Consider the following 21,878-nt stretch of genomic DNA (forward strand, 5'->3'; position numbering starts at 1 on the left):
GCCGCGCCTGATGCCCTCATCCAACCAACGCCTTGGCCTGGCCGCACTGACCGCGCTGGTGGTTGGTTCGATGGTGGGCGCCGGCATCTTCTCGCTGCCGCAGAACGTGGCGCGCAGCGCCGGCCCGGCCGCCGCGCTGATCGGCTGGGCGGTGAGCGGTGCCGGCATGCTGATGCTTGCCTTCGTGTTCCAGGCCCTGGCCAATCGTCGCCCCGACCTGGACACCGGCATCTATGCGTACGCGCGCGAAGGCTTCGGCAACTACATCGGCTTCTCCGCCGCGTGGGGCTACTGGGTCGCTTCGGTACTCGGCAACGCCAGTTTCTTCGTACTGATCTTCAGCGGTCTCGGCCACTTCGCACCGGTGTTCGGCGAAGGCAATACACCGGCCGCCATCGCCGCATCGTCCGTGCTGCTGTGGACCGTGCACCTGCTGGTGCTGCGCGGCCTGCGTACCGCGGCGATCATCAATGGCCTGGTCACCGTGGCCAAGCTGGTGCCGATCGCGCTGTTCCTGATCCTGGCAGCCGGTGCATTCCGCATGGACGTGTTCCGTGCCGACTTCTTCGGCGCTCCCGCGCTGGGCGACATGGGCCAGCAGCTGCGCGGGATGATGCTGGTCACCGTGTGGGTGTTCATCGGTATTGAAGGTGCCAGCATCTATTCGCGGCGCGCGGCACGACGCGCCGATGTCGGCCGCGCCACCGTGATCGGCTTCATCGGCGTGTGGCTGCTGCTGGTGCTGGTCAGCCTGCTGTCGATGGGCGTGCTGTCGCAGGCCGAACTGGCCGGCCTGCCCAATCCCTCGATGGCCTATGTGCTGCGCGCGATCGTTGGCGAATGGGGTGCGACGGTGATCATCATCGGCTCGATCATCTCGGTGCTGGGCGCGCTGCTGGCGTGGGTGCTGCTGTGCGCCGAAGTGCTGTTTGCCGCCGCTGGCGATGGCACGATGCCGGCCTTTCTCGGCCGCGAGAACGCGCGCGGCGTGCCCGCCAATGCGCTGTGGTTGAGTAATGGCCTGATCCAGTTGTTCCTGCTGCTGGTGCTGTTCAATTCGGGCAGCTACACCAGCCTGGTGCTGCTTGCGGCGTCGATGAGCCTGGTGCCGTACTTCCTGTCCAGCGCATTCGGCGTGAAGCTGGCCTGGCAGGGCGAGGCCTACGCCAGCGCGGCCGGCGCCCGCTGGCGCGACTTCATCGTCGCGCTGCTGGCCAGCGCCTATGCGTTGTGGCTGGTGTATGCCGGTGGCCTGGACAACCTGCTGCTGTCGGTACTGCTGTATGTGCCGGGCGTAGTGCTGTACGCGTTGACCCGGCGCCAGCGCGGCGAGCGGGTGTTCACGCGCTGGGAATGGGTGCTGTTCGGCGCGATCCTGGTGGTGGCGATCGCTACGCTGGTGGCGTTCGCCCGTGGCGCGCTGACCTTGTAAGGCCGAGCCACGCCCGACGCTAGTGCTTCGTCAGCATGCCGATGTCATGCATCCAGCGTTCTGCCAGGCTGGGCCATGCCGACACCGGCGCATCCTTCAGTCGCAGGCCGAAGGCGTGGCCGCCGTGCGCGAACAGATGCATTTCAACCGGCACGCCGGCCTCGATCAGTGCGCGGTGATAGACCAATGCATGACGGACATCGTCCGTCGGGTCATCGGCAGCCTGTACGATGAACGTCGGCGGCGCCTTTGCATCGACCACGATGTCTTTTTCCAGCGAATCATCCTTGCGTACCCAGAGATGCCCTGGATACAGCAGCATCGCGAAATCCGGCCGGCTGGACTGCACATCGGCCGCATCCAGCGGTGGATAGCTGCGCTGCGCATGCGTGCTCAGCCCGGCCACCACATGGCCGCCGGCCGAGAAGCCGATCACGCCCAACCGTTGTGGATCGATCTTCCAGCGCGCGGCCTGCGCACGCAGCAGGCCCATTGCCCGCTGCGCATCCTGCAAGGCCATCGGCACGGCCGGAATGTCGCGGCAGTTGCATTCGCGGTCCCAGTTCGGCCCCGAGGCCGGTACGCGATACTTCAGCAGTGCGCAGGTGACGCCCTGCGCGGTCAGCCAATCGCAGATCTCGCTGCCTTCCAGGTCGATCGCCAGCACGTTGTAGCCACCACCCGGTATCACCATCACTGCCGTGCCGTTGGGCGAGCCTTTCGCCGGGAACACGGTGAGCGTGGGCACGGCCACGTTCTGCAGCATCATCCAGCGCTCGCCACTGGCCTTGGAGACGGTTTCGCTGACCTGCTCGCGGCCTTTCAGCTTCGGCGGTGCCATCACCTTCCCATCCGGCCACAGAGGGAGTTCGGTGGTACCGGCTGGCGGGTGCCAGGTAGCAGGCGCGGCGGCCGATGCGGTAAATGGCAGCAGGACCATCAGCAGGCGAAATGCAAAGCGAGCGCGCATCGTCAACATCCACGTGATGGACCTGCAGTGTAGAGTCGAGTCCGCTCGAAAGATCGCGCGCGATGCATCCACGCATGGGGTGGATCCACCGCCGCACGCGACTGCACGGCGCGACACAACAAAAAAGGCCTGCATCTTGCGATGCAGGCCTCTTGAATGTGGCGCCCGAAGTTGGACTCGAACCAACGACCCCCTGATTAACAGTCAAGTGCTCTAACCGGCTGAGCTATTCGGGCAGACCGCCAGTATAACGACTCTTCACGCGCGATGGTAGGGGTGATTGGCCAACATCGCAGCAGCGCGATACAACTGCTCGGCCACCACCAGCCGCACCAGCATGTGCGGCAGCGTCAGCGGGCCGATCGACCACTTTTCATCGGCCAGCGCAGACACTTCCGGCGAATGCCCTTCCGGGCCACCGATCAGGAACGCCAGGTCCCTGCCCTGTCCACGCCAGTGCTCCAGGCGCTGCGCCAGCTGTTCGGAACTGAGCTGGCGGCCCGGTACGTCCAGTGCAACGACATAGGCATTCTTCGGCAACGCAGCGATCACCCGCTTGCCCTCGTCCTCGGTGGCGCGACGTGCGTCGCGCCCTTTGCCACGCAGGCCGGGCTCGATCTCCACCAGCTCGAACGGCAGCCAGTGCGAGAGCCGCTTCTGGTACTCGGCAAACCCTTGCGCCACCCAACTGGGCGCGCGTTCGCCGGTGGCGATCAGGCAGGCTTTCATCAACATTCCTCCAAAACGTCGACGGCGCCATCGGCGCCGTCGAAAACCGCATCAACGAATGGCTCAGGCCACTTCGTCGTCGTCGTAGGACGGCGGCTGGTCGCCAACGGTCCACAGGCGCTCGAGCGCGTAGAACTCGCGCACGCGCGGCAGCATCACGTGCACGATGACGTCGCCCAGGTCGACCAGCACCCATTCGGCTTCACGCTCGCCTTCAACACCCAGGGGCATGACGTCGATGTTCTTGGCGAAGCGCACGACTTCGTCGGCGATGGACTTCACATGGCGGGTCGAAGTACCCGATACGACCACCATGTAGTCGGCGACGCTGGACTTGCCGCGTACGTCGATCTCGACCGGGTCCTTGGCCTTCAGGTCTTCGGTGGCTTGACGAACGCTGGCCAGCAGTTCCGGCACGGAGGGCGGCGGGCTGGGCAGATCGACCTTGATGGTCTGGGGCTGGGTCTGGTTGCTCAAAGCGGGTCGACTCGATAAACGTGGGGGCGATTATACGGGCACAGCGCAGCAACCGTATTCACGAGGTGGCGGGGCGGTACAGGCCGTGGCCAGAAACGTAGTCGGCCACCGCTGGTGCCAGCATGGCCCGCCAGGGGCCGCCTGCGGCGATCTGGGCGCGCACGGCACTGGCCGATTCCACCCGCAGCGGGTGGTGCAGGCGCAGGATGCGGCCGGCTGGGCTGGTGAACAGGGCCTGCTCGTTGTCGGCCCAGCGCCCCTCGGTGGCCTGGCCCAGCGCGCCGTCGACACTGGCCCGCAGCGGGCTGCCGGGCCGTTCGGCAACGATGAAATGGGCCAGACCGAACAGCGCCTGCCACTCGTGCCAGCTGGGCAGGCCCAGCAGGCTGTCGGCCCCCACCAGCCACGCCAGCGGGCGGCTGGGGCCAAGTTCGGCCCGCAGTTCGCGCAGGGTATCGACGGTATAGGAAGGTCGGCCAGGGAAGCGCTCGGCCCGATCCAGCTCATGACGGTCCAGCAGCAGGCCCGGCTCATCGCCGATGGCCAGGCCGAGCATGCTGCAGCGTTGCTCGGCGGTCGCGCCCGGTACCGCGCGATGCGGCGGGTCGGCGGCAGGCAGCATGCGCACCGCCACCTGCAGTTCATCGCGCGCAGCGCGAGCGATCGCCAGATGGCCCAGATGCACCGGGTCGAAGGTGCCCCCGTAATAGATCCGCAGGCTCATGGATCAGGCCCGGGCGAGCAGCCGCACCGCACGCGCTTCGGCCACCGCCACCAGCAGGCGCTCAAGTGCAAGCCAGGCATCGCCGTCTGCGCGGCCCTTGGCGATGCGGTCAACCAGCCCTGCTTCGGCCACGAAACGCTCCCAGCGCTTGCCTTCCGGGTGCCGCTGCAGAGCGCGCTTGTAGGGCGCCTGCCGCGATTCCCAGATACCCCGGGATTTCATCTCCGCCGCCAGATTGCCGCCACGTGCCTGTACCCGTGCCAGGCCGGCACCGGCCAACAGCTCGCGGATCACGATCGGCATCAGCGCGGCCACGGCCTCGCCTTCGCCGCGCAACCCGGCCAGCATCCTCAGTACCGCCTGGGGCTGGCCGGAGAAGGTGGCTTCCACCAGTCGGAACACGTCGTAGCGGGCAGCATCGGCCACCAGCGATTCCATCCGTTCCACGTCCAGGGTCTGGCCGTCGGCCAGCAATACGAGCTTGTCGATCTCCTGCGCAGCCGCCAGCAGGTTGCCTTCCACGCGTTCGGCCAAGCGCTGCACGGCCGCCGGTTCGGCGCGCAGGCCCCTGCTGCGCAGGCGCCGTTCGATCCAGTCCGACAGCTCATGCGGCTTGATGGCCCAGGCCACCGACAGCACGCCGACGCGGTTCACCGCCTCGGCCCATTTGCCCTGGTGGGCCTTGCTCCATTCGTTGGCGGTGATCATCAGGATCACGTCCGGCGCCGGGTTGGCGCAGAACCGGCTGATCACCTCACCGCCGTCCTTGCCCGGCTTGCCGCTGGGCAGGCGCACTTCCACCAGGCGGCGGGCGCTGAACAGACTGGGGGCATTGAAGCTGGCGTCGAGCTGGTTCCAGTCGAAATCACGGCCATCGGCATCGAACACTTCGCGCTCGTCGATGCCGGCCGCACGTGCACGGGCACGTACGGCATCAGCTGCCTCCAGCACACGCAGCGTTTCCGGACCGGCGATCAGGTAGACCGGCGCCAGCGCCGTGTCAGCGCCCTGCCCGGCCAGCTGTTCCGGTCGCAGTTCCATCAGGCGCCCGGCTCAGTGCTGGACGGCGGGTGCGGGCTCGACCGGATCGCGCTCGACCGGCTTCGGCGCCGACAGGCTGCCGCCCTTTTCCAGTTCGGCGCGGACCACGCTGTCGATGCGGCGGATGATCGAGGCCGACATTTCCCGGCGCAGTTCATCGGCCAGGATCTCGCGTTCGGTGGTGGTACCGGTGGCGTCGGTCGGCGGCGACACGTAGTCGCGCGACAGTTCGATCACCTGCTGCGGCACCAGCTCGCTGCCGTCTTCGCGACGGAAGATGAAGATCACCGCATAGCGCAGGCTGTATTCCTGCGCGCGGCCCTGCGAGTCGATCGCGATGGGCAGGTCGCCCCAGCGTTCGGACAGCACCTGCAGCTGGGCATTGGGGCCCTCGCTGTCCTCATCGGCCAAGCGCGCACCGGATGCCAGCAGGCTGCGGTTCAACAGCTTGACCAACTCGCTGTAGGGCGCGGTGGAGACCACCTTCACCGGCGCCGTGTCGGTCGGCAGCATCAGCTTGTTGCGCAGGTGGAAACCGCAGCCGGCGAGGCCGAGGACGAGAACGAGGGCAAGCAGGATTCGGGTCATGGAGACAGTCTGGCGGAGCCGGGCGATCACGGCAACAGACAGGGTGCCCGAGGCCGCGTGAACGCAGGGCCATCGGCCGGGCGTGCCCGGCGTGGCGACAACGCACCGACCGCCACGATGGCGGCCGGTGCCAGGTACATCAGGCAGCGACGATGTTCACGATCTTGCCGGGGACGATGATGATCTTGCGCACCGTCAGGCCTTCCAGGAACTTGGCCGCGTTCGGCTCGGCCAGCGCCAGCGCTTCAACCTGTTCGCGCGCGGCATCGGCGGCGACCTCGATCGTGCCGCGCAGCTTGCCATTGACCTGTACGGCCAGGGTCAGCGCGTCGCGAACCAGCGCACTGCTGTCGGCCTGCGGGAACGGCTGGTCTTCCAGCAGCGTTTCGCCATGGCCCAGCACCTGCCACAGGGCGTGGCTGGCGTGCGGGGTGATCGGGTTGAGCAGCAGCACGATGGCCTGCAGCGCTTCCTGGCGCACGGCGCGCCCCTGCTCGCTGCCGTCCTCGAACTTGGCCAACGCGTTCATCAGCTCCATCACCGCGGCAATGGCGGTGTTGAAGCTGTGACGACGGCCGTAGTCGTCACCGACCTTGCCGATGGTCTCGTGGGTCTTGCGGCGCAGGGCCTTCTGGCTGGCATCCAGTGCAGCCGCGTCGAGCGCCGGTGCGGCGCCGTCGGCAGCGTGCTTCTGCACCTGTGCCCACAGGCGGCGCAGGAAACGGGCCATGCCGTCCACGCCGGCTTCGTTCCATTCCAGCGACTGTTCCGGCGGTGCCGCGAACATCGAGAACAGGCGCACGGTGTCGGCACCGTACTTGCCGACCATCGCCTGCGGGTCCACGCCGTTGTTCTTCGACTTGGACATCTTCTCGGTACCACCGACCACCACCGGCTGACCATCGGCGATCAGGGTGGCGCCGGTGATGCGGCCGCGCTCGTCGCGCTGCACTTCCACATCGGCCGGGTTGATCCAGTCCTTCGAGCCGTCCGGGTTCGGGCGGTAGTAGGTCTCGGCGATCACCATGCCCTGGCACAGCAGGTTCCGCGCCGGCTCGTTGCTGTCCACCATCCGCGCGTCGCGCAGCAGCTTGTGGTAGAAGCGGAAATACATCAGGTGCAGGATCGCGTGCTCGATGCCACCGATGTACTGGTCCACCGGCAGCCAGTAGTTGCCACGCTTGTCGACCGCATCGCGGGCGCCCGGCGAGGTGTAGCGGGCGTAGTACCAGCTCGACTCCATGAAGGTGTCGAAGGTGTCGGTCTCACGCTCGGCCGCGCCGCCGCAGTCCGGGCAGGTGGTCTTGCGCCATTCTGGATCGGCCTTGATCGGCGAACCGGTGCCGACGAAGTTGACGTCTTCAGGCAGCACCACCGGCAACTGGTCTTCCGGCACCGGCACCGCGCCACACTTGTCGCAGTAGATCACCGGGATCGGGCAACCCCAGTAGCGCTGGCGGCTCACGCCCCAGTCGCGCAGACGGTAGTTCACCCGGCGCTGGCCCTGGGCCTTGCGCTCGAAACGCTCGGCCAGCGCTTCGAAGGCGCCCTGGAAGTCCAGGCCGTCGAACTCGTCGGAGTTGACCAGTTCGGTCTCGCGGGTCTTGTCGCCGTACCAGTCCTGCCAGCGCGTCGCGTCGTAGGCGCTCTCGTCCTTGCGCAGCGACTTCAGCGCGATGACCTGGCGGATCGGCAGGTTGTACTTGTTGGCGAATTCATTGTCGCGCTGGTCGTGGCCCGGTACGGCCATCACCGCGCCGGTGCCATAGCCCATCAGCACGAAGTTGGCGACCCACACCGGCACCTGGGCACCAGTAACCGGATGCACGGCGCGCAGGCCGGTATCCATGCCGCGCTTTTCCTGGGTCTCCAGCTCGGCCTCGGACACGCCGCCCTGCTTCATTTCCGACAGCAGCGCAGCCAGTTCCGGATTGTTCTTCGCGGCATGCAGCGCCAGCGGGTGTTCGCCGGCGATCGACACGAAGGTCACGCCCATCACGGTATCCGGGCGGGTGGTGAACACGCGCAGCGGATCCAGTGCGGCGCCATCGACGTCGCGCACATCGAACTGGATTTCCAGGCCTTCGGAACGACCGATCCAGTTGCGCTGCATGGTCTTGACCGAGTCCGGCCAGCCGTCCAGTTCATCCAGGCCGTCCAGCAGTTCCTGGGCGTAGTCGGTGATGCGCAGGAACCACTGCGGGATCTCACGCTTTTCCACCAACGCGCCGGAGCGCCAGCCACGGCCGTCGATGACCTGTTCGTTGGCCAGCACGGTCTGGTCGACCGGGTCCCAGTTCACCACCGCGTTGCGGCGGTAGGCCAGGCCCTTGCGCATCAGCCGGGTGAACATGCGCTGCTCGTGGACGTAATAGTCCGGGCGGCAGGTGGCGAACTCGCGCGACCAGTCGATGGCATAGCCCAGCGACTTCAGCTGGCTGCGCATGTGGTCGATGTTCTTGTAGGTCCAGGCGGCCGGCGCGGTCTTGTTCTTGATCGCGGCGTTTTCCGCTGGCAGGCCGAACGCGTCCCAGCCCATCGGCTGCAGGACGTTGTGGCCGGTCATGCGCTTGTAGCGGCTGATCACGTCGCCGATCGTGTAGTTGCGCACGTGGCCCATGTGCAGCGCACCGGACGGATACGGAAGCATCGACAGGCAGTAGTACTTCGGCTTGTCCGAGGCTTCATCGACCTCGAAGGCACGGGTAGCATCCCAGTACTGCTGGGCGGCGGATTCAACCTGCTGCGGATCGTAAACGTTGGGTTCGACGCTGGTCATGTAACACGCGGTTGCGGCGGCAAAGCGGTACAGCGTACCGCAGTGCGGCAAATGGCTCCAATCCTGCCTGCCGGACCGGCGCGCGGCGCGGCTGCGGGAAGCATCTCAGCGCCCGCGCGACAGAGGCAGGGCCAGGGCCAGCCAGAGCGCCCAGCAGGCAAAGGCCAACCGCTGCGCCAGCGCCGCCGGCAGTACCCCCGGCAGGCCGAACGCCAGCAGACCGGCACCGATTCCGCAGGCCAGCGTCAGCAGGCCCAGCCTGCGCCCGCCGGAATGCCGCAGCCGCGCCGCGCCCAGCATCACGCTGCCGGCGACAAAGGCCAGTGCCCAGACCATCCACACGCTGGCGTGCAGCTTGCTGGCAGGGCCCTGCATGCCCATCTGGTCTTCGAAATCCAGCGGCAGCAGGCCCATCGCGATGAAGGCGAGACCGGCCAGCAGCAGCATCTGGCTGCCCACGCGTGCCGTCCAGGCGGCGTCCACCGGCAGCTGCCGGCGCAGGCGCTCGGCCACGACCACCGCCAGTGCACCCGGCAGCACCAGGCCCAGCAGGTTGAAGCCCAGCGCATGGGGGATGCCGTGCGCGCCCAGCCAGGTCACCGGATGCATCGCCTGCGAATAGTCCGGCAGGGCCGCACCGAAGCCGGCCACCGACAGCACGAACAGGGCTGCAGCGAGCATGCCTACCCAACGATCCAGCCGAACCACGGACATTGCAGCCACTCTTCAGGAGAACATCAGGCCATTGTCACGGCAGCCGGCACCTGCGCCAAGCCGTCCGCGATTTCATGGTGGGCGTGACCGCAGGGTTGAGACCGGCAAGGTTCGTCACCATAGAATCGGTCTCCAGATGCCGAACGATGCCCCATGACCGAGACGACCTACGTATTCGATGCCACCACTGCCACCTTCGAGGCGGAAGTGCTGCAGAAGTCGCTGCAGACGCCGGTCCTGGTGGATTTCTGGGCGACCTGGTGCGAACCGTGCAAGACCCTCGGCCCGATGCTGGAGAAGCTGGCCGGCGAATACAACGGCGCGTTCGAGCTGGCCAAGGTCGACGTGGACAAGGAACAGCAGATCGCGGCGGCCTTCCAGATCCGTTCGGTGCCCACCGTGTTCCTGGTCAAGGGTGGACAGCTGGTGGACGGCTTCCCCGGCGCCCTGCCGGAAGGCCAGCTGCGTGAATTCCTGGCCCAGCACGGCGTTGTGCCGGCTGATGTCGGCGACACCATCGCCGAGGACGAAGCGCCGCTGGACCCGCAGGCAGAGGTGGACGTGCTGCGCGCGCAGATCGCCGCCGAGCCGGACAAGGATGAGCTGAAGCTCGACCTGGCCCTGGCCCTGCTGCAGGTCGGCGGCGTGGACGAGGCCGCTACCCTGATCGATGCCCTGCCCGCCAACCTGGCCACCGACGACCGCGCCGTGCGTGGCCGCGCCCGGCTCTCCTTCGCCGCCGCGCTGAAGGATGCCCCTCCCGCCGAGGAGCTGGATGCGCGCATCGCCGCCGACGGCAAGGATCTGCAGGCACGCCACCTGCGGGGTGTGCAGCTGCTGCTGGCCGGCGAGGACGAAGCTGCGCTGGAACAGTTCCTGGAGATGCTGCGGATCGACCGCAGTTTCCAGGAAGGACTGCCGCGCAAGGCCCTGATCGATGCGTTCAACGTCATCGCCGATGAAGACCTGGTCGGCCGTTCGCGGCGCCGGATGGCCTCCCTGCTGTTCTGAACGGCACCGGCATCGTTCAGAATCCCTGCACTGAACGCGGGCAATAATGCCCGCGATGGTGGCCCCCAGGGCCGCCACGATCCGTTCGGGGGGATGAGGTCGGGGCCATGGGGTCTTGCTGCTGCGCCCCCGCTTTGCCGGGACAGCTATCCGTGACCGTTGGCCGCTCGTCGTCTTTCATCAAGTATTTCCTGCGCACACTGCTGTGTGCCCTCTGCCTGTGGCCGGCGCTCGCCGGCGCGCAGGACTGGAACTACCGGGTCCGGCCCGGCGATACCCTGTGGGATCTCGGCGCGGCCTACCTCAAGCCCAGCGTCGGCTGGCAGCAGCTGCAGCAGCACAACCGCATCGACAACCCGTACCGGCTGCCGCCGGGTGAACTGCTGCGCTTCCCGATCGGCTGGCTGCGCGTTGAGCCCGCCCCGGCGCGGGTACTGGCCGTGCGTGGGCAGGTTGAACTGAGCGCGGCCGATGGCAGCAGCAGCCGCGCCGTGCGCGCAGGCGAACAGCTGCACATCGGCGACGCGATCCAGACCAAGGCCGATTCCAGCATCACCCTTGAGTTCGCCGATGCGTCGCGCTTGCAGCTGCGCGAATACTCACGCCTGCGCCTGGACCAGCTCAGCCGCTATGGCCGCACCGGCATGGTCGATACCCGCCTGCGCCTGCAGCAGGGGCGCGCCAGCAACCGGGTAACCCCTGCGCGCGGGCCGGCCTCGCGCTACATCATCGATGCCCCCACGGCCACCAGCAGCGTGCGCGGCACCGTGTTCCGGGTCAGCGCCGGCGATGATGCCCATGCCGGTGCCACCGAAGTACTGGAAGGCAAAGTGCAGGTCGGCAACCCGCATGGCCAGCGTCTGGTGCACCCCGGCCAGGCCAGCCGCAGCGCGGGCAGCGGAACGGCGCCCGAAGCGGTTTCCGGTTTGCTGCCGGCACCGCGCCTGCGTGCCGATGCGACCCGCCTGGGAGCCCTGCCGGCCCAGCTCGCGTGGGAGCCGGTGACCGGCGCCGATCACTACCGGGTCGAAGTGGTGCAGGCCGCCACCCCGGAAATCCTGTTGTTTGCCGCCGACACCGCCGACACCCGGCTGCTGATCGGCGAGCTGCCGCCAGGAACGCTGCGCCTGCTGCTGCGCGCAGTGGATGCACAGGGTGTGGAAGGCCTGGATGCCAGCGAGGATTTCGTCCTCGACGACCAGCCGCCACCGCCGCTGACCATTTCCCCGCTGCAGGGACAGACGGTCAACAGCGACCGTCCCCGCTTCCACTGGAGCCAGGCGCCCGGTGCCAGCAGCAGCGTGCTGCAGGTGGCCGACGAGCCGCAGTTCCTGCAGCCGCTGCGCGAGCAGAGCACCGGCGGCACCGACCTGCGCCTGGGCCAGCCGCTGCCTCCCGGCCAGTACTACTGGCGGGTCGCTTCGCGTGATGACCAAGGCCACCAGGGTCGCTATGGCCAGGCAGTGACGCTGCAACTGACCGATGAACCGGTGGACCCGGCACTGCAGCCGCCCGAAGCCGTCGATGGCGAGCTGACCCTGCGCTGGCAGGCGGGAAGCGACGGGCAGCGCTACCGCGTGCAGGTCGATCGCCGCGGCGACTTCAGCGCGCCGCTGCTCGATACCACCGTCGACCAACCGCAGGTCAGTTTCAAGCGCCCGTGGCGCGGCACGCTGCACATCCGCGTGCAGTACATTGATGACGACGGCCATGCTGGACCGTTCTCGCCCGCCCAGCAGGTCAAGCTGCCGTGTCGCCTGTGCTACGGCGCCAGCGGTGGTGCCCTGCTGCTGTGGCTGTTGCTGTGAGGCGCTCGCCGCTGCCGTGGTCGCGACGGATCCTGCTGGCCCTGCTGGCGGGTGTAGCGACGGCGGTGGTCAGCCATGGCCAGTGGCTGTGGCGGCAGGACGAAAGCGCGTACGACCTGATGGTCGGCAGCTGGGATTACCGCCCCGACCCCAGCGTGCTGATCGTGGCCATCGACGAAGGCAGCCTGCAGCGGTTGGGCCAGTGGCCGTGGCCGCGCTCGATGCATGCCCGCCTGCTGGACCGCTTGACCGACGCCGGTGCCGAGCGCGTCGCGCTGGACCTCATGCTGTCCGAGCCCGACCGTCGCGATGCGCGCCAGGATGCCGAGCTGGCAGCGGCGATCCGTCGCAACGGCCGTGTGGTACTGCCGGTGCTGGCCGCGCCGGCCGCCGGCGACCGCATGGCCGAGGAGATGCTGCCGATCCCGCTGATTGCCGCCAGCGCTGCCGCCATCGGCCACAGCGACGTTGAAGTCGACGGCGATGGTGTCGCCCGCGGGGCCTACCTGCACGCCGGCATCGGCCAGGCGCACTGGCCGGCACTCGGCCTGGCGTTGACCGGCCTGCCGCCGCAACGCGCACAGGGCCTGCCCGATCCCGACCCGGCGCTGGACTCGCCCTATCAATGGCGCCGCAATGATTACGTGCGCGTGCGTTATGCCGGGCCACCGGAACGCTTGCCGCAGGTGTCCTACGCCGATGTGCTGGAAGGGCGCGTGGATGCCTCGATGCTGCGTGGCAGGCGCATCGTGGTGGGCATGACCGCCAGCGGCATCGCCCTCCGCCTGTTGACACCCACCACCCGCGAATACTGGATGAGTGGCAGCGAGTACCAGGCCAACATCGCCTCGATGCTGCTGCAGGACAAGCAGATCAACGTGTTGCCCCGCGCCTGGCAGGACGCCATGGCCGGCCTGCTGGTGGCCATGTGCGTGCTGCTGCTCGGGCTGCGCCTGCCCTGGGTGGTTGCGCTGTGCTCGCTGCCGGCCGCGCCGCTGCTGAGCTGGCTGCTGCTGCGCACCGGCAGCCTCTGGTGGGCGCCGGCCAGCGCTCTGCTCGGCGTCGTGCTGGTGCTGACGGCGTGGGCGACCTGGCGCATCGCCTCCTGGCACCGCCAGGCCAACCGTGATGCGCTGACCGGACTGGGCAACCGCCTGCGCTTCGAACAGTCACTGCAACAGGAATGCGATGCGGCACGCCGCAGTGGCAAGCCACTGACCCTGGCCCTGATCGACGTCGACCACTTCAAGCACCACAACGATCGTCATGGCCACCAGGTCGGCGATCGCGTGCTGTGCGAAGTGGCCCGCCTGATCCAGGCGCATGCCCGGCGCCCCCGCGACATGGCTGCCCGCTACGGCGGCGACGAGTTCGCACTGGTGTTGCCCGACACCCCGGTTGAAGGCGCGCGGCAGGTGATCGAAGACCTGATCTCCTGCATCCGCGCCCTGCCGCCGCCCGGCGATGGCAGCGACACAGGCGTCACCCTGACCATCGGCGTCTACACCCGTGTGCCTGACGGCGACCTGCAACCGCATCATTTCGTCGAAGGCGCCGACAACGCGCTGTACCGGGCCAAGGACAATGGCCGCGACGGCTACGTGATCGACGGCGGCACGCCCGGACCCTAACGCCCGGCAGGCCTGTCGGCGCGCTGCGGGCTACAACATACGCATGCGAATGGTTAGACTGGGCGCCCCGTCCCCTGCCCGGTTCCCGCATGAAAGCCAGCACGTTCCGCTTCGGCATCAACCTGTGGCCACCGTTCCTGTTCACCGGCATCCATGTCACCCGGATCACCCCGGACTACCGGCAGATCGACGTGGAACTGCGCCTGCGCCCCTGGAACCGCAACTACGTCGGCACCCACTTCGGTGGCAGCCTGTTTGCGATGACCGATCCGTTCTGGATGCTGGGCCTGATGCACACCCTGGGCCGCGACTATTACGTCTGGGATCGCGCCGGTGCGATCGATTTCCTCAAGCCCGGTCGTGGAACGGTGCGCACGTCTTTCCGCATCGACGATGCACTGCTGGATGAACTGCGCACGGCGGCGGCCGGTGGCGAAAAAGTGCTGCGCTGGTTCAGCAACGACGTGGTCGACGAAGCCGGCGAGGTGGTCGCGCAGGTACGCAAGCAGGTCTATGTGCGCCTGAAGCCACACGCACGGTAAAGCGGGCCGGCGCACGCCCGGCTATCCTCTGCAGCCCTGCCATGGAGGCTGCAATGCGCCTTTTCTTCCTTGCTGCGGCACTGACCGCCCTGCCCTTCGCCGCCACTGCACTGGACGTGCCGCCGGTGCGCTATCCCGCCGTGCCCGCGCACGCCGCCACGGCCGAGGGTTTCGTACCTGCCGGCTGGACGCTGGAATACAGGATCGAAGGCGACCTCGACCAGGACGGGCGCGCAGACCTCGCGCTGGTGCTGCGCCAGCAGGACCCGCGCAACATCATCGAGCACGATGGGTTTGGCCCTTCGCCGTATGACAGCAACCCGCGCATCCTCGCCATCGCCTTCGCGCGACCGTCCGGTTACGTGCTGGCCGCGCAGAACCACACGCTCATTCCACGGCCGGACTCGCCCGTTCTCAGCGATGCGCTGGCCGAAGGCACCGGCGTGTCGATCCAGCGCGGCGCACTGCGGGTTGGGTTGTACTCGTTCTCCAGCGCGGGCAGCTGGTCGATGGGCACCACCACGTTCACGTTCCGCTGGCAGGAAGGCAACTTCGCGCTGATCGGCTACGACCGCGACACGATGATGCGCAATTCCGGGCAGACCGAGGGCCTCAGCGTGAACTACTCCACCGGCAAGGTGAAGCTGACCGAAGGCAGCATGCAGGACGACAAGGAACAGGTGCGCTGGCAGACCCTGCGTGACCGCAAGCCCTGGACGCTGGACAGCGTCGGTGATGGCTGGGCGTTCAATCCGCTCGGCGACGGCGGCTGAGCGCGGGTCAATCCGCCCGCAACGGCATCGACAGATGCGGGCCTTCGCCTTCGCGCGCAGGTCCGCGCCGCAGCACCTGCAGGTAGCGGCCATCGGCAGACACCTCGGGCGTGCGGGCGTGCGAACGCCATTGCGCCGGCAACCGCGCCAGCGCCTCGTCGGCGGGCCCGGGCTGCTGCCGCAGCCAGCGCTGCGCGCCGAGCAGGCGGATCATCGCCGCCGTGTCCTGGCTGCGCGCCGCGTACGGCGCATAGGACGGCCCGGCGATGGCGCTCAATGTGCATCCCAACGGGTTGGCCATGCAGCGCACATCCCATCCGAGTGGTGGCGACACAGGGAGCGGGACGTCGGCCGCCAGCGCCGTGGCTGCAGCAGGCCGGCATGCCCAGCCGAAATTGCCGGCGATCCGGGCCAGGGTGTGGTCGCGATCCAGCAACAGACGGCTGCCTGCCGTCTGCGTGGACGCCTCCACCGCCGCCTTGTTCATCGCAAATTCGCCCTGCATTGCCTGGCACAGGCTCTGTTCGTTCGCGTCCAGTGGCTGCAGCGCCGCCTCGCAGGGGACGGGCAGCGCGTAATCCGGCGATTGCTCGACCAGCATCTCGCCAAGCAGTGCGGCATGGGTCCGCACCACGGCGGCGCCCATCATGCTGTCCACCAGCGTGCTGCCGGTCCGCATCAACCGCCGACCAAACCGCACCGCGCTGCAGCTGCCCTCGATGGCACCGGCAACATCGCCCTGCAGATAGGCCAGTGCCTGTGCACTTGCCCCATCCAGCAGCGGCGCGTAGGCCGGCAGAGGCAGGAGCTCGCTTCCGCGGGGCCTGAACGGGGAATCGAAGCGATCGTAGTCCGCCATCCGGGCCAGTCGCTCGTGCAGGCCGGCATGCCCCGCGTGGGCGTCAGCGAAGCGCTGCGGATCAGCGCGTACCTGTGCCAGGCAGCCGACCGGCCCGACTGCACAACGACCTGAGCGGCCCGGATTCAACGGTGCGTGCCTGGCGGCCAGCACCGACGCTTGCGACGCCTGCGTGGGCGCCGCCTGCCAGCGCTGCAGATCTTCGGCCAATGCCGCCTCACGCTGGGCCAGGTCCAGCCCATCGAAGGGCAGCGTCCACAGCAGGGCGAAGCCGTTCCTGCCCTCGCTGCGATGCGCGGCTTCAAGCAGGCGGACATCCTCCCGCTGGGCGGCCGACAACGGCCAGAACCTCGACAGCAGCCATGCCGCGATGGCGATCACCAGCAGACCCAGCATTGCCCAGCCCAACCACCGCAGCATCCTCAACACAGCATCCCTTCCCTGCATGGCCAGCGCCGCCAACGGGCAGCGTAAACGAGCGGCCGCGACCGCTACAATGCGCGCATGTCGCTCGATGCCCCCGCCCTGGTTCCCCGTCCCTCCCTGCAGCGCCTGTTCCTGACCGGCCTGCTGACCCTGTTGCCGATCTGGCTGACCTGGGTGGTGGTCAAATTCGTGTTCGTGCTGCTGTCGGGCATCTCCAGCCCGCTGGTGGTGCCGCTGTCCGAACAGATCGCGACCAGCTTCCCGCATTACCTCGGCTGGGTCCGCGCCGAATGGATCCAGAACACCATTGCCCTGCTGGCCACTCTGCTGGTGATCCTGGCGGTGGGCGTGGCCAGCCGCCGCGTGGTCGGCCAGCGCCTGCTGCGCTGGGTCGGCGCGGTCATCAAGCGCATTCCGCTGGCCAGCATCATCTATGACAGCGCCAAGAAGCTGCTGGACATGCTGCAGACCGAACCGGGCAGTACCCAGCGCGTGGTGTTGATCGACTTCCCGCACCGCGACATGAAGTCGGTGGGCCTGGTCACCCGGGTCATCAAGGAACAGGGCACCGACCGCGAACTGGCGGCCGTCTATGTGCCGACCACGCCGAACCCGACCTCCGGCTATCTGGAGATCGTGCCTGTCGAACTGCTCACCCCGACCGACTGGACGGTGGACCAGGCAATGAGCTTCATCATTTCCGGCGGTGCAGTGGCACCAGCCAGCGTTCCGTTCACCCGCGCCGGCGATCGTTCCGAATGAGCGAGGCGTCGCACGCGCGCCCGCTGCAGGACCGCGCGGTCCTGCTGTTCATCGTGCTGGCTGCGTTCTTCTGCGGCAACGCGGTGCTGGCCGAACTGATCGGGGTGAAGATCTTCGCCCTGGAAGACACCCTCGGCATCGACCCGCTGAACTGGAACCTGTTCGGCCAGACCGGCTCGTTGAGCTTCACCGCCGGCACGCTGCTGTGGCCGGTGGTGTTCATCATGACCGACACCATCAACGAATTCTTCGGCAAGCGCGGGGTGCGTTTCATCTCGTGGCTGGCGGTGGTGCTGATCGCCTACGGTTTCCTGTTCGCCTTCGCGGCGATCTCGCTGGCACCGGCCAGCTGGTGGGTAACCTCGATGGATGCCCACGGCGTGCCCGATTACCAGGCCGCGTTCGCGGCGGTGTTCGGACAGGGCATGTGGACCATCGCCGGTTCGCTGGTGGCGTTCCTGTTCGGCCAGTTGATCGACGTGGCGGTGTTCCACCGCATCCGCCAGGCAACCGGCGAGCGCCATGTATGGCTGCGTGCCACGGGTTCCACCGCGGTCTCGCAGCTGGTGGACAGCTTCGTGGTGATCTGGATCGCCTTCGTGCTCGGCCCGCAGCACTGGCCGACTTCGTTGTTCCTGGCAGTGAGCAGCGTCAACTACGTCTACAAGATGGGCTTTGCGATCGCCCTGATTCCGTTGCTGTACCTGATGCGTCGCGCAATCACCCGCTATCTGGGCGAACACCGCGCCGCCGACCTGCGCGCTGCGGCCGCGGCTGACTGAAGCCCCAGCGACGCACAAGCTGACTGCGCCCCCACGCTGGCCGTACGCGCGCGGATCGTGCAAGCTCCACGGTCTGTGTTCCACGGAAGCTTCTTGATGCCGTATTCCCCCCGCGTCCTGGCCGCCGCCATCGCCGCGTTGTTCCTGTTCAGCGCCGTTCCGCCGGCCGAAGCAGCGAAGAAGAAGGGCAGCCGCCCCGCCGCCGCGCAGACCCGCCAGGCGGCCAAGCCGAAGGCCCGCGCCGGCACGCGTGCCACCACGCCCGCCCGCGGCAGTTCGGCGCGCCGCGCCGCGCCGCGCCCGATCGCCCCTGCCCGTGCGGTGCCCAAGCAGGTGCAGCTGGAGCGGCTGTACGACGAATACTGGGATGCCTCCATGCGGTTGAACCCGCTGCAGGCCACCTTCCAGGGCGAGCCGCGCTACAACGACCAGCTGCCCAACATCCTTTCTGCCGCGTGGCGCCAGCAATCGCACGACTTCACCACCGAATGGCTGGGCAAGGTCGAGAAGATCGGCAGCGACGGCCTGCAGGGGCAGGACCTGCTCAGCTACGAGATCTTCGTGCGTGATGCCCGCGCTTCGCTGGCCGCCGAACGTTATCCGAGCTGGATGATGCCGATCAGCCAGTACTACAACGTCGGCAGCATCATGGCCATCCTCGGCGCCGGTGCTGGCGCACAGCCGTTCAATACGGCCAAGGACTACGACACCTGGTCGCGACGCTCGCTGGGCATCCCCGACCTGTTCGAGCAGGCCATCGACAACATGCGCCAGGGCATGAAGGCCGGCGTGGTGCAGCCGCGCGACCTGATGGAAAAGGTACTGCCGCAGCTGGACGCGGTGATCAAGCCGACCGCCGAAGAGAGCATCTTCTGGTCGCCGATCCGGACCATGCCCGAGTCCATCTCCGCCGAAGACAAGGCGCGCATCAGCGCCGAGTACAAGCGCATGATCGAACTGCGCATCATGCCGGCCTACCGCGCCCTGCGTGGCTTCATCGCCACCGAATACCTGCCTGCCACGCGCAGCAGCAGCGGCCTTGGCGCACTTCCCGACGGCCAGGCCTGGTACGCCAACCTGATCGTGCAGACCACCGCCAGCCAGCAGACCGCCGCGCAGCTGCATGCGCTGGGCGAGCAGCGTGTGCAGGAGCTGCAGGCGCAGATCACCACGGTGATGCGCGACGGCAAGCTGCGCAGTTCGCAGGCCAAGCTGCTGCGCAGCATGCGCAACGACCGCCAGTTCCAGTACAGCGATGCCAACGCGCTGCTCAACCGTTACCGGCAGGTGCAGCAGCAGGTCGATGCACGCCTGCCGCAGGTACTGGACACCCTGCCGAAGGCGCCGCTGCAGATCCGTGCAGTGGAACCGGAGCGTGCCATGACCGCCGCCGCAGCCTCCTACCAGCCGTCGCCGCCGGGACAACCTGGCGTGCTGTTCGTCAACACCCGCGACCTGCCCAGCCGCAAGCGCTGGAACGTGCCGGTGCAGTACCTGCACGAAGCCATTCCCGGCCACCATGTGCAGCTGGGGCTGCAGCAGGAACTGACCAAGCTGCCGCGCTTCCGCCGCCTCGGCGGTGACCTTGCCTTCGTCGAAGGCTGGGGCCTGTATGCGGAAACCCTCGGCGAAGACCTCGGCGCGTACACCGATCCGTACGACCGCATCGGCTATCTGTATTCGCGCCTGCTGCGCGCCGCACGCGTGGTCGCCGACACCGGCGTGCATGCGCAGGGCTGGAGCAAGCAGCAAGCCGTGACCTATCTGCAGAAAACCGTGGACATGAGCGCTGACGATGCCAACGCGGAAGTGGAACGGATCATGGCCCAGCCTGGCCAGGCGCTGTCCAACGTCGCCGGCCTGACCACGATCATCGCCCTGCGCGACAAGGCCAAGGCGCGCCAGGGCGCTGCGTTCGACCTGCGCCGCTTCCATGCCGAAGTGCTGAAGGACGGTTCGATGCCGCTGGATGTACTGGACCACAAGATCGAACGCTGGCTGGCGCAGCCGGCCGCTGCAACGCCTGCGCCCGCGCCCTGACCGCCACGGAGCTGCCATGCGCCCTGCCGCCCTGCTGTGTGCCACGGTTCTCGCTCTGCTGCCGTCGATAGCGTTGGCAGCGGCACCGCTGGCACCTCCGGATGCAGGCATCGATGGACTGATGCAGGCCTACGACGGCCAGGTGCCGGGCGCAGCGGTGCTGGTGCTGCACGACGGGCAGCCGGTGTTCCGTCGCGGCTACGGCCTGGCCGTGGTTGAAGATGGCAGCCCAGTCACGCCGGCCAGCAACTTCCGCCTGGCCTCGGTCAGCAAGCAGTTCACCGCTGCGGCGGTGCTGTTGCTGGTCGAGGACGGCCGTCTGGCGCTGGACCAGCCCGCGCGGCGCTGGCTGCTGGAGCTGCCGCCCGCCGCTGCCGGCATCACCCTGCGCCAGTTGCTGTCGCACACCAGCGGTCTACTGGACTACGAAGACCTGATGGACCCTGCCGACACCCGGCAGGTGCACGACACCGATGTGCTGGCGCTGTTGGCCCGCAAAGATCGACTCGCCTTCGCACCCGGCAGCCAGTACCGCTACAGCAACAGCGGCTACGCACTGCTGGCGCTGATCGTCGGCCGCGCCGCCGGCAGCGACTTTGCCAGCTTCCTGCAGCAGCGCATTTTCAGGCCGCTGGGCATGGCGCACACCGTCGCCCACCAGGACGGGGTCGACCAGGTCGCGCAGCGTGCCTATGGCTACAGCGAAGTTGACGGACGTTGGCAGCGTACCGACCAGAGCACCACCAGCGCCGTGCTCGGCGATGGTGGCATCTACTCCTCGCTGGACGACCTCGCCCGCTGGGACGCGGCCTTGTACGACGACCGCCTGCTGTCGGCCGCATCACGCAAGGCCATGTTCAGCCCGGCCACCGCCACCACCGAAGCGGACGTACCGCACTACGGCTTCGGCTGGCGCCTGAACGGCCGCATGCACTGGCACAGCGGCGAGAGCATCGGCTTCCGCAACGTGATCCTGCGCTACCCGGACAAGCACCTGACAATCATCGTGCTGAGCAACCGCAACGCACCCGAACCCTATCCGCTGGCGCTGAAGATCGCCCAGCGCTGGCTGGACACCCTGCAATGACCACCACGACCACCGGCCTGCTGGGCATCCACCATGCCGCACTGATCTGCAGCGACTACGCCCGCTCGAAAGACTTCTACGTGCGCGTGCTGGGCCTGCGCATACTGGCCGAGAACCACCGCGCGGCACGCGACTCGTGGAAACTGGACCTGGCCCTGCCCGATGGCGGCCAGCTGGAGCTGTTCTCCTTCCCCTCGCCCCCCGCACGGCCCAGCCGCCCCGAAGCCCAGGGCCTGCGCCATCTCGCGTTCCGGGTAGCCGCGCTGGAACCCTTCATCGAACGCCTGGCCCGCCACGGCGTGGAATGCGAACCGATCCGCGTGGACGAATACACCGGCCGCCGCTTCACCTTCTTCGCCGACCCCGACGACCTGCCGCTGGAGCTGTACGAGACCGGTTGAGCGATTTTCAATCGACAAGCATTCATCAACGCATGACATGGATCTGCGTGTCGACCAAGGTCGACACCCACCAAGAGCAGGCAACGCTATTCCAACCGATCGCGGAACCTGTCGAAGGCGCGGTGGGTCCGGTTGCGGGGGTGTCCGCGGCATGGATGCCGCGGCCAAGCCCCCATGGACGGGTTTACGGCGTCCCCCGCAACCGGACCCACCCCGCCATCCCACGGAATGCACGCTGTTGCCGTTGCCGTTGCAGTTGCAGTTGCAGTTGCAGTTGCAGTTGCCGTTGCCGTTGCGGGTGC

General features: G+C 67.7%; 20 protein-coding genes and 1 tRNA gene. 11 read left to right on the plus strand and 10 right to left on the minus strand.

Annotation, left to right across the window (positions count from 1 at the left end; genetic code table 11):
* The first annotated feature begins 10 nt into the window (after window positions 1–10).
* On the plus strand, window positions 11–1,432 hold the full coding sequence (arcD, locus tag AC3WTC_RS14520) for an arginine-ornithine antiporter (protein WP_492711753.1): 1,422 nt from the start codon (window positions 11–13) through the stop codon (window positions 1,430–1,432).
* A gap of 19 nt (window positions 1,433–1,451) precedes the next feature.
* Here the strand turns inward: arcD and AC3WTC_RS14525 are convergent, their stop codons facing one another.
* The 9 genes from AC3WTC_RS14525 to AC3WTC_RS14565 all read right to left on the minus strand — a co-directional run bounded on the left by AC3WTC_RS14525 (window position 1,452) and on the right by AC3WTC_RS14565 (window position 9,454).
* The gene (locus tag AC3WTC_RS14525; protein WP_425541485.1) at window positions 1,452–2,411 is read right to left on the minus strand and encodes an alpha/beta hydrolase; all 960 of its coding nucleotides are present in this window, start codon (window positions 2,409–2,411) and stop codon (window positions 1,452–1,454) included.
* Window positions 2,412–2,561: 150 nt separating this feature from the next.
* A tRNA-Asn gene (locus tag AC3WTC_RS14530) sits at window positions 2,562–2,638 on the minus strand.
* A gap of 22 nt (window positions 2,639–2,660) precedes the next feature.
* The gene (gene rlmH, locus AC3WTC_RS14535) at window positions 2,661–3,131 is read right to left on the minus strand and encodes a 23S rRNA (pseudouridine(1915)-N(3))-methyltransferase RlmH (RefSeq protein WP_492711740.1); all 471 of its coding nucleotides are present in this window, start codon (window positions 3,129–3,131) and stop codon (window positions 2,661–2,663) included.
* Between the two features lie 63 nt (window positions 3,132–3,194).
* Window positions 3,195–3,608 carry a ribosome silencing factor gene (gene rsfS, locus AC3WTC_RS14540; RefSeq protein ID WP_025879295.1) on the minus strand — a complete coding sequence of 138 codons (414 nt, stop codon included), beginning with the start codon at window positions 3,606–3,608 and terminating at the stop codon, window positions 3,195–3,197.
* Window positions 3,609–3,666: 58 nt separating this feature from the next.
* Window positions 3,667–4,332, minus strand: a complete 666-nt coding sequence (gene nadD, locus AC3WTC_RS14545; RefSeq protein ID WP_223482795.1) for a nicotinate-nucleotide adenylyltransferase — start codon at window positions 4,330–4,332, stop codon at window positions 3,667–3,669.
* Window positions 4,333–4,335: 3 nt separating this feature from the next.
* Window positions 4,336–5,373 carry a DNA polymerase III subunit delta gene (gene holA / locus AC3WTC_RS14550; protein WP_059064761.1) on the minus strand — a complete coding sequence of 346 codons (1,038 nt, stop codon included), beginning with the start codon at window positions 5,371–5,373 and terminating at the stop codon, window positions 4,336–4,338.
* Window positions 5,374–5,385: 12 nt separating this feature from the next.
* The gene (locus tag AC3WTC_RS14555) at window positions 5,386–5,961 is read right to left on the minus strand and encodes an LPS-assembly lipoprotein LptE (RefSeq protein ID WP_025879298.1); all 576 of its coding nucleotides are present in this window, start codon (window positions 5,959–5,961) and stop codon (window positions 5,386–5,388) included.
* 139 nt (window positions 5,962–6,100) lie between these two features.
* Window positions 6,101–8,740 (minus strand): leucine--tRNA ligase, encoded by a 2,640-nt coding sequence (leuS, locus tag AC3WTC_RS14560; protein ID WP_025879299.1) that lies wholly within the window; start codon window positions 8,738–8,740, stop codon window positions 6,101–6,103.
* A 105-nt stretch (window positions 8,741–8,845) separates the two neighbouring features.
* A complete protein-coding gene (locus tag AC3WTC_RS14565) occupies window positions 8,846–9,454 on the minus strand; it encodes a DUF998 domain-containing protein (RefSeq protein ID WP_033831703.1) in 609 nt (202 codons plus the stop codon).
* A gap of 153 nt (window positions 9,455–9,607) precedes the next feature.
* Here AC3WTC_RS14565 and trxA point away from each other — a divergent pair, with 153 nt between their 5' ends.
* From trxA to AC3WTC_RS14590, 5 genes are all read left to right on the plus strand, one after another.
* Window positions 9,608–10,465, plus strand: coding sequence for a thioredoxin (gene trxA, locus AC3WTC_RS14570; protein ID WP_492711742.1), 858 nt, complete (start codon window positions 9,608–9,610; stop codon window positions 10,463–10,465).
* A 107-nt stretch (window positions 10,466–10,572) separates the two neighbouring features.
* A complete protein-coding gene (locus tag AC3WTC_RS14575) occupies window positions 10,573–12,273 on the plus strand; it encodes a FecR family protein (protein ID WP_025879095.1) in 1,701 nt (566 codons plus the stop codon).
* Window positions 12,270–13,904 (plus strand): CHASE2 domain-containing protein, encoded by a 1,635-nt coding sequence (locus tag AC3WTC_RS14580; protein ID WP_492711743.1) that lies wholly within the window; start codon window positions 12,270–12,272, stop codon window positions 13,902–13,904. Before AC3WTC_RS14575 ends, AC3WTC_RS14580 begins: the two co-directional genes overlap by 4 nt.
* Before the next feature lie 89 nt (window positions 13,905–13,993).
* Entirely contained in the window at window positions 13,994–14,446 is a 453-nt protein-coding gene (locus AC3WTC_RS14585) for a DUF4442 domain-containing protein (protein WP_032975063.1), read from the plus strand.
* A gap of 53 nt (window positions 14,447–14,499) precedes the next feature.
* Window positions 14,500–15,219: a hypothetical protein gene (locus AC3WTC_RS14590; RefSeq protein ID WP_099784980.1), complete on the plus strand. Its 720-nt coding sequence runs from the start codon at window positions 14,500–14,502 to the stop codon at window positions 15,217–15,219.
* Between the two features lie 7 nt (window positions 15,220–15,226).
* On the opposite strand, the gene AC3WTC_RS14595 is transcribed toward AC3WTC_RS14590, so the two are convergent.
* The gene (locus AC3WTC_RS14595; RefSeq protein ID WP_492711744.1) at window positions 15,227–16,498 is read right to left on the minus strand and encodes a hypothetical protein; all 1,272 of its coding nucleotides are present in this window, start codon (window positions 16,496–16,498) and stop codon (window positions 15,227–15,229) included.
* An 84-nt stretch (window positions 16,499–16,582) separates the two neighbouring features.
* On the opposite strand from AC3WTC_RS14595, the gene AC3WTC_RS14600 reads away from it, so the two are divergent.
* From AC3WTC_RS14600 to gloA2, 5 genes are all read left to right on the plus strand, one after another.
* Window positions 16,583–17,266, plus strand: a complete 684-nt coding sequence (locus AC3WTC_RS14600; RefSeq protein WP_032975065.1) for a DUF502 domain-containing protein — start codon at window positions 16,583–16,585, stop codon at window positions 17,264–17,266.
* The gene (locus tag AC3WTC_RS14605; RefSeq protein WP_025879090.1) at window positions 17,263–18,048 is read left to right on the plus strand and encodes a queuosine precursor transporter; all 786 of its coding nucleotides are present in this window, start codon (window positions 17,263–17,265) and stop codon (window positions 18,046–18,048) included. Before AC3WTC_RS14600 ends, AC3WTC_RS14605 begins: the two co-directional genes overlap by 4 nt.
* A gap of 96 nt (window positions 18,049–18,144) precedes the next feature.
* The gene (locus tag AC3WTC_RS14610; protein WP_492711745.1) at window positions 18,145–20,088 is read left to right on the plus strand and encodes a DUF885 domain-containing protein; all 1,944 of its coding nucleotides are present in this window, start codon (window positions 18,145–18,147) and stop codon (window positions 20,086–20,088) included.
* Window positions 20,089–20,104: 16 nt separating this feature from the next.
* Window positions 20,105–21,175 (plus strand): serine hydrolase domain-containing protein, encoded by a 1,071-nt coding sequence (locus tag AC3WTC_RS14615; RefSeq protein ID WP_492711746.1) that lies wholly within the window; start codon window positions 20,105–20,107, stop codon window positions 21,173–21,175.
* Window positions 21,172–21,576: an SMU1112c/YaeR family gloxylase I-like metalloprotein gene (gloA2, locus tag AC3WTC_RS14620; RefSeq protein WP_099843250.1), complete on the plus strand. Its 405-nt coding sequence runs from the start codon at window positions 21,172–21,174 to the stop codon at window positions 21,574–21,576. Before AC3WTC_RS14615 ends, gloA2 begins: the two co-directional genes overlap by 4 nt.
* Window positions 21,577–21,878 lie beyond the last annotated feature (302 nt).

Source organism: Stenotrophomonas sp. FW305-C-20-S1 (genome assembly GCF_058783335.1).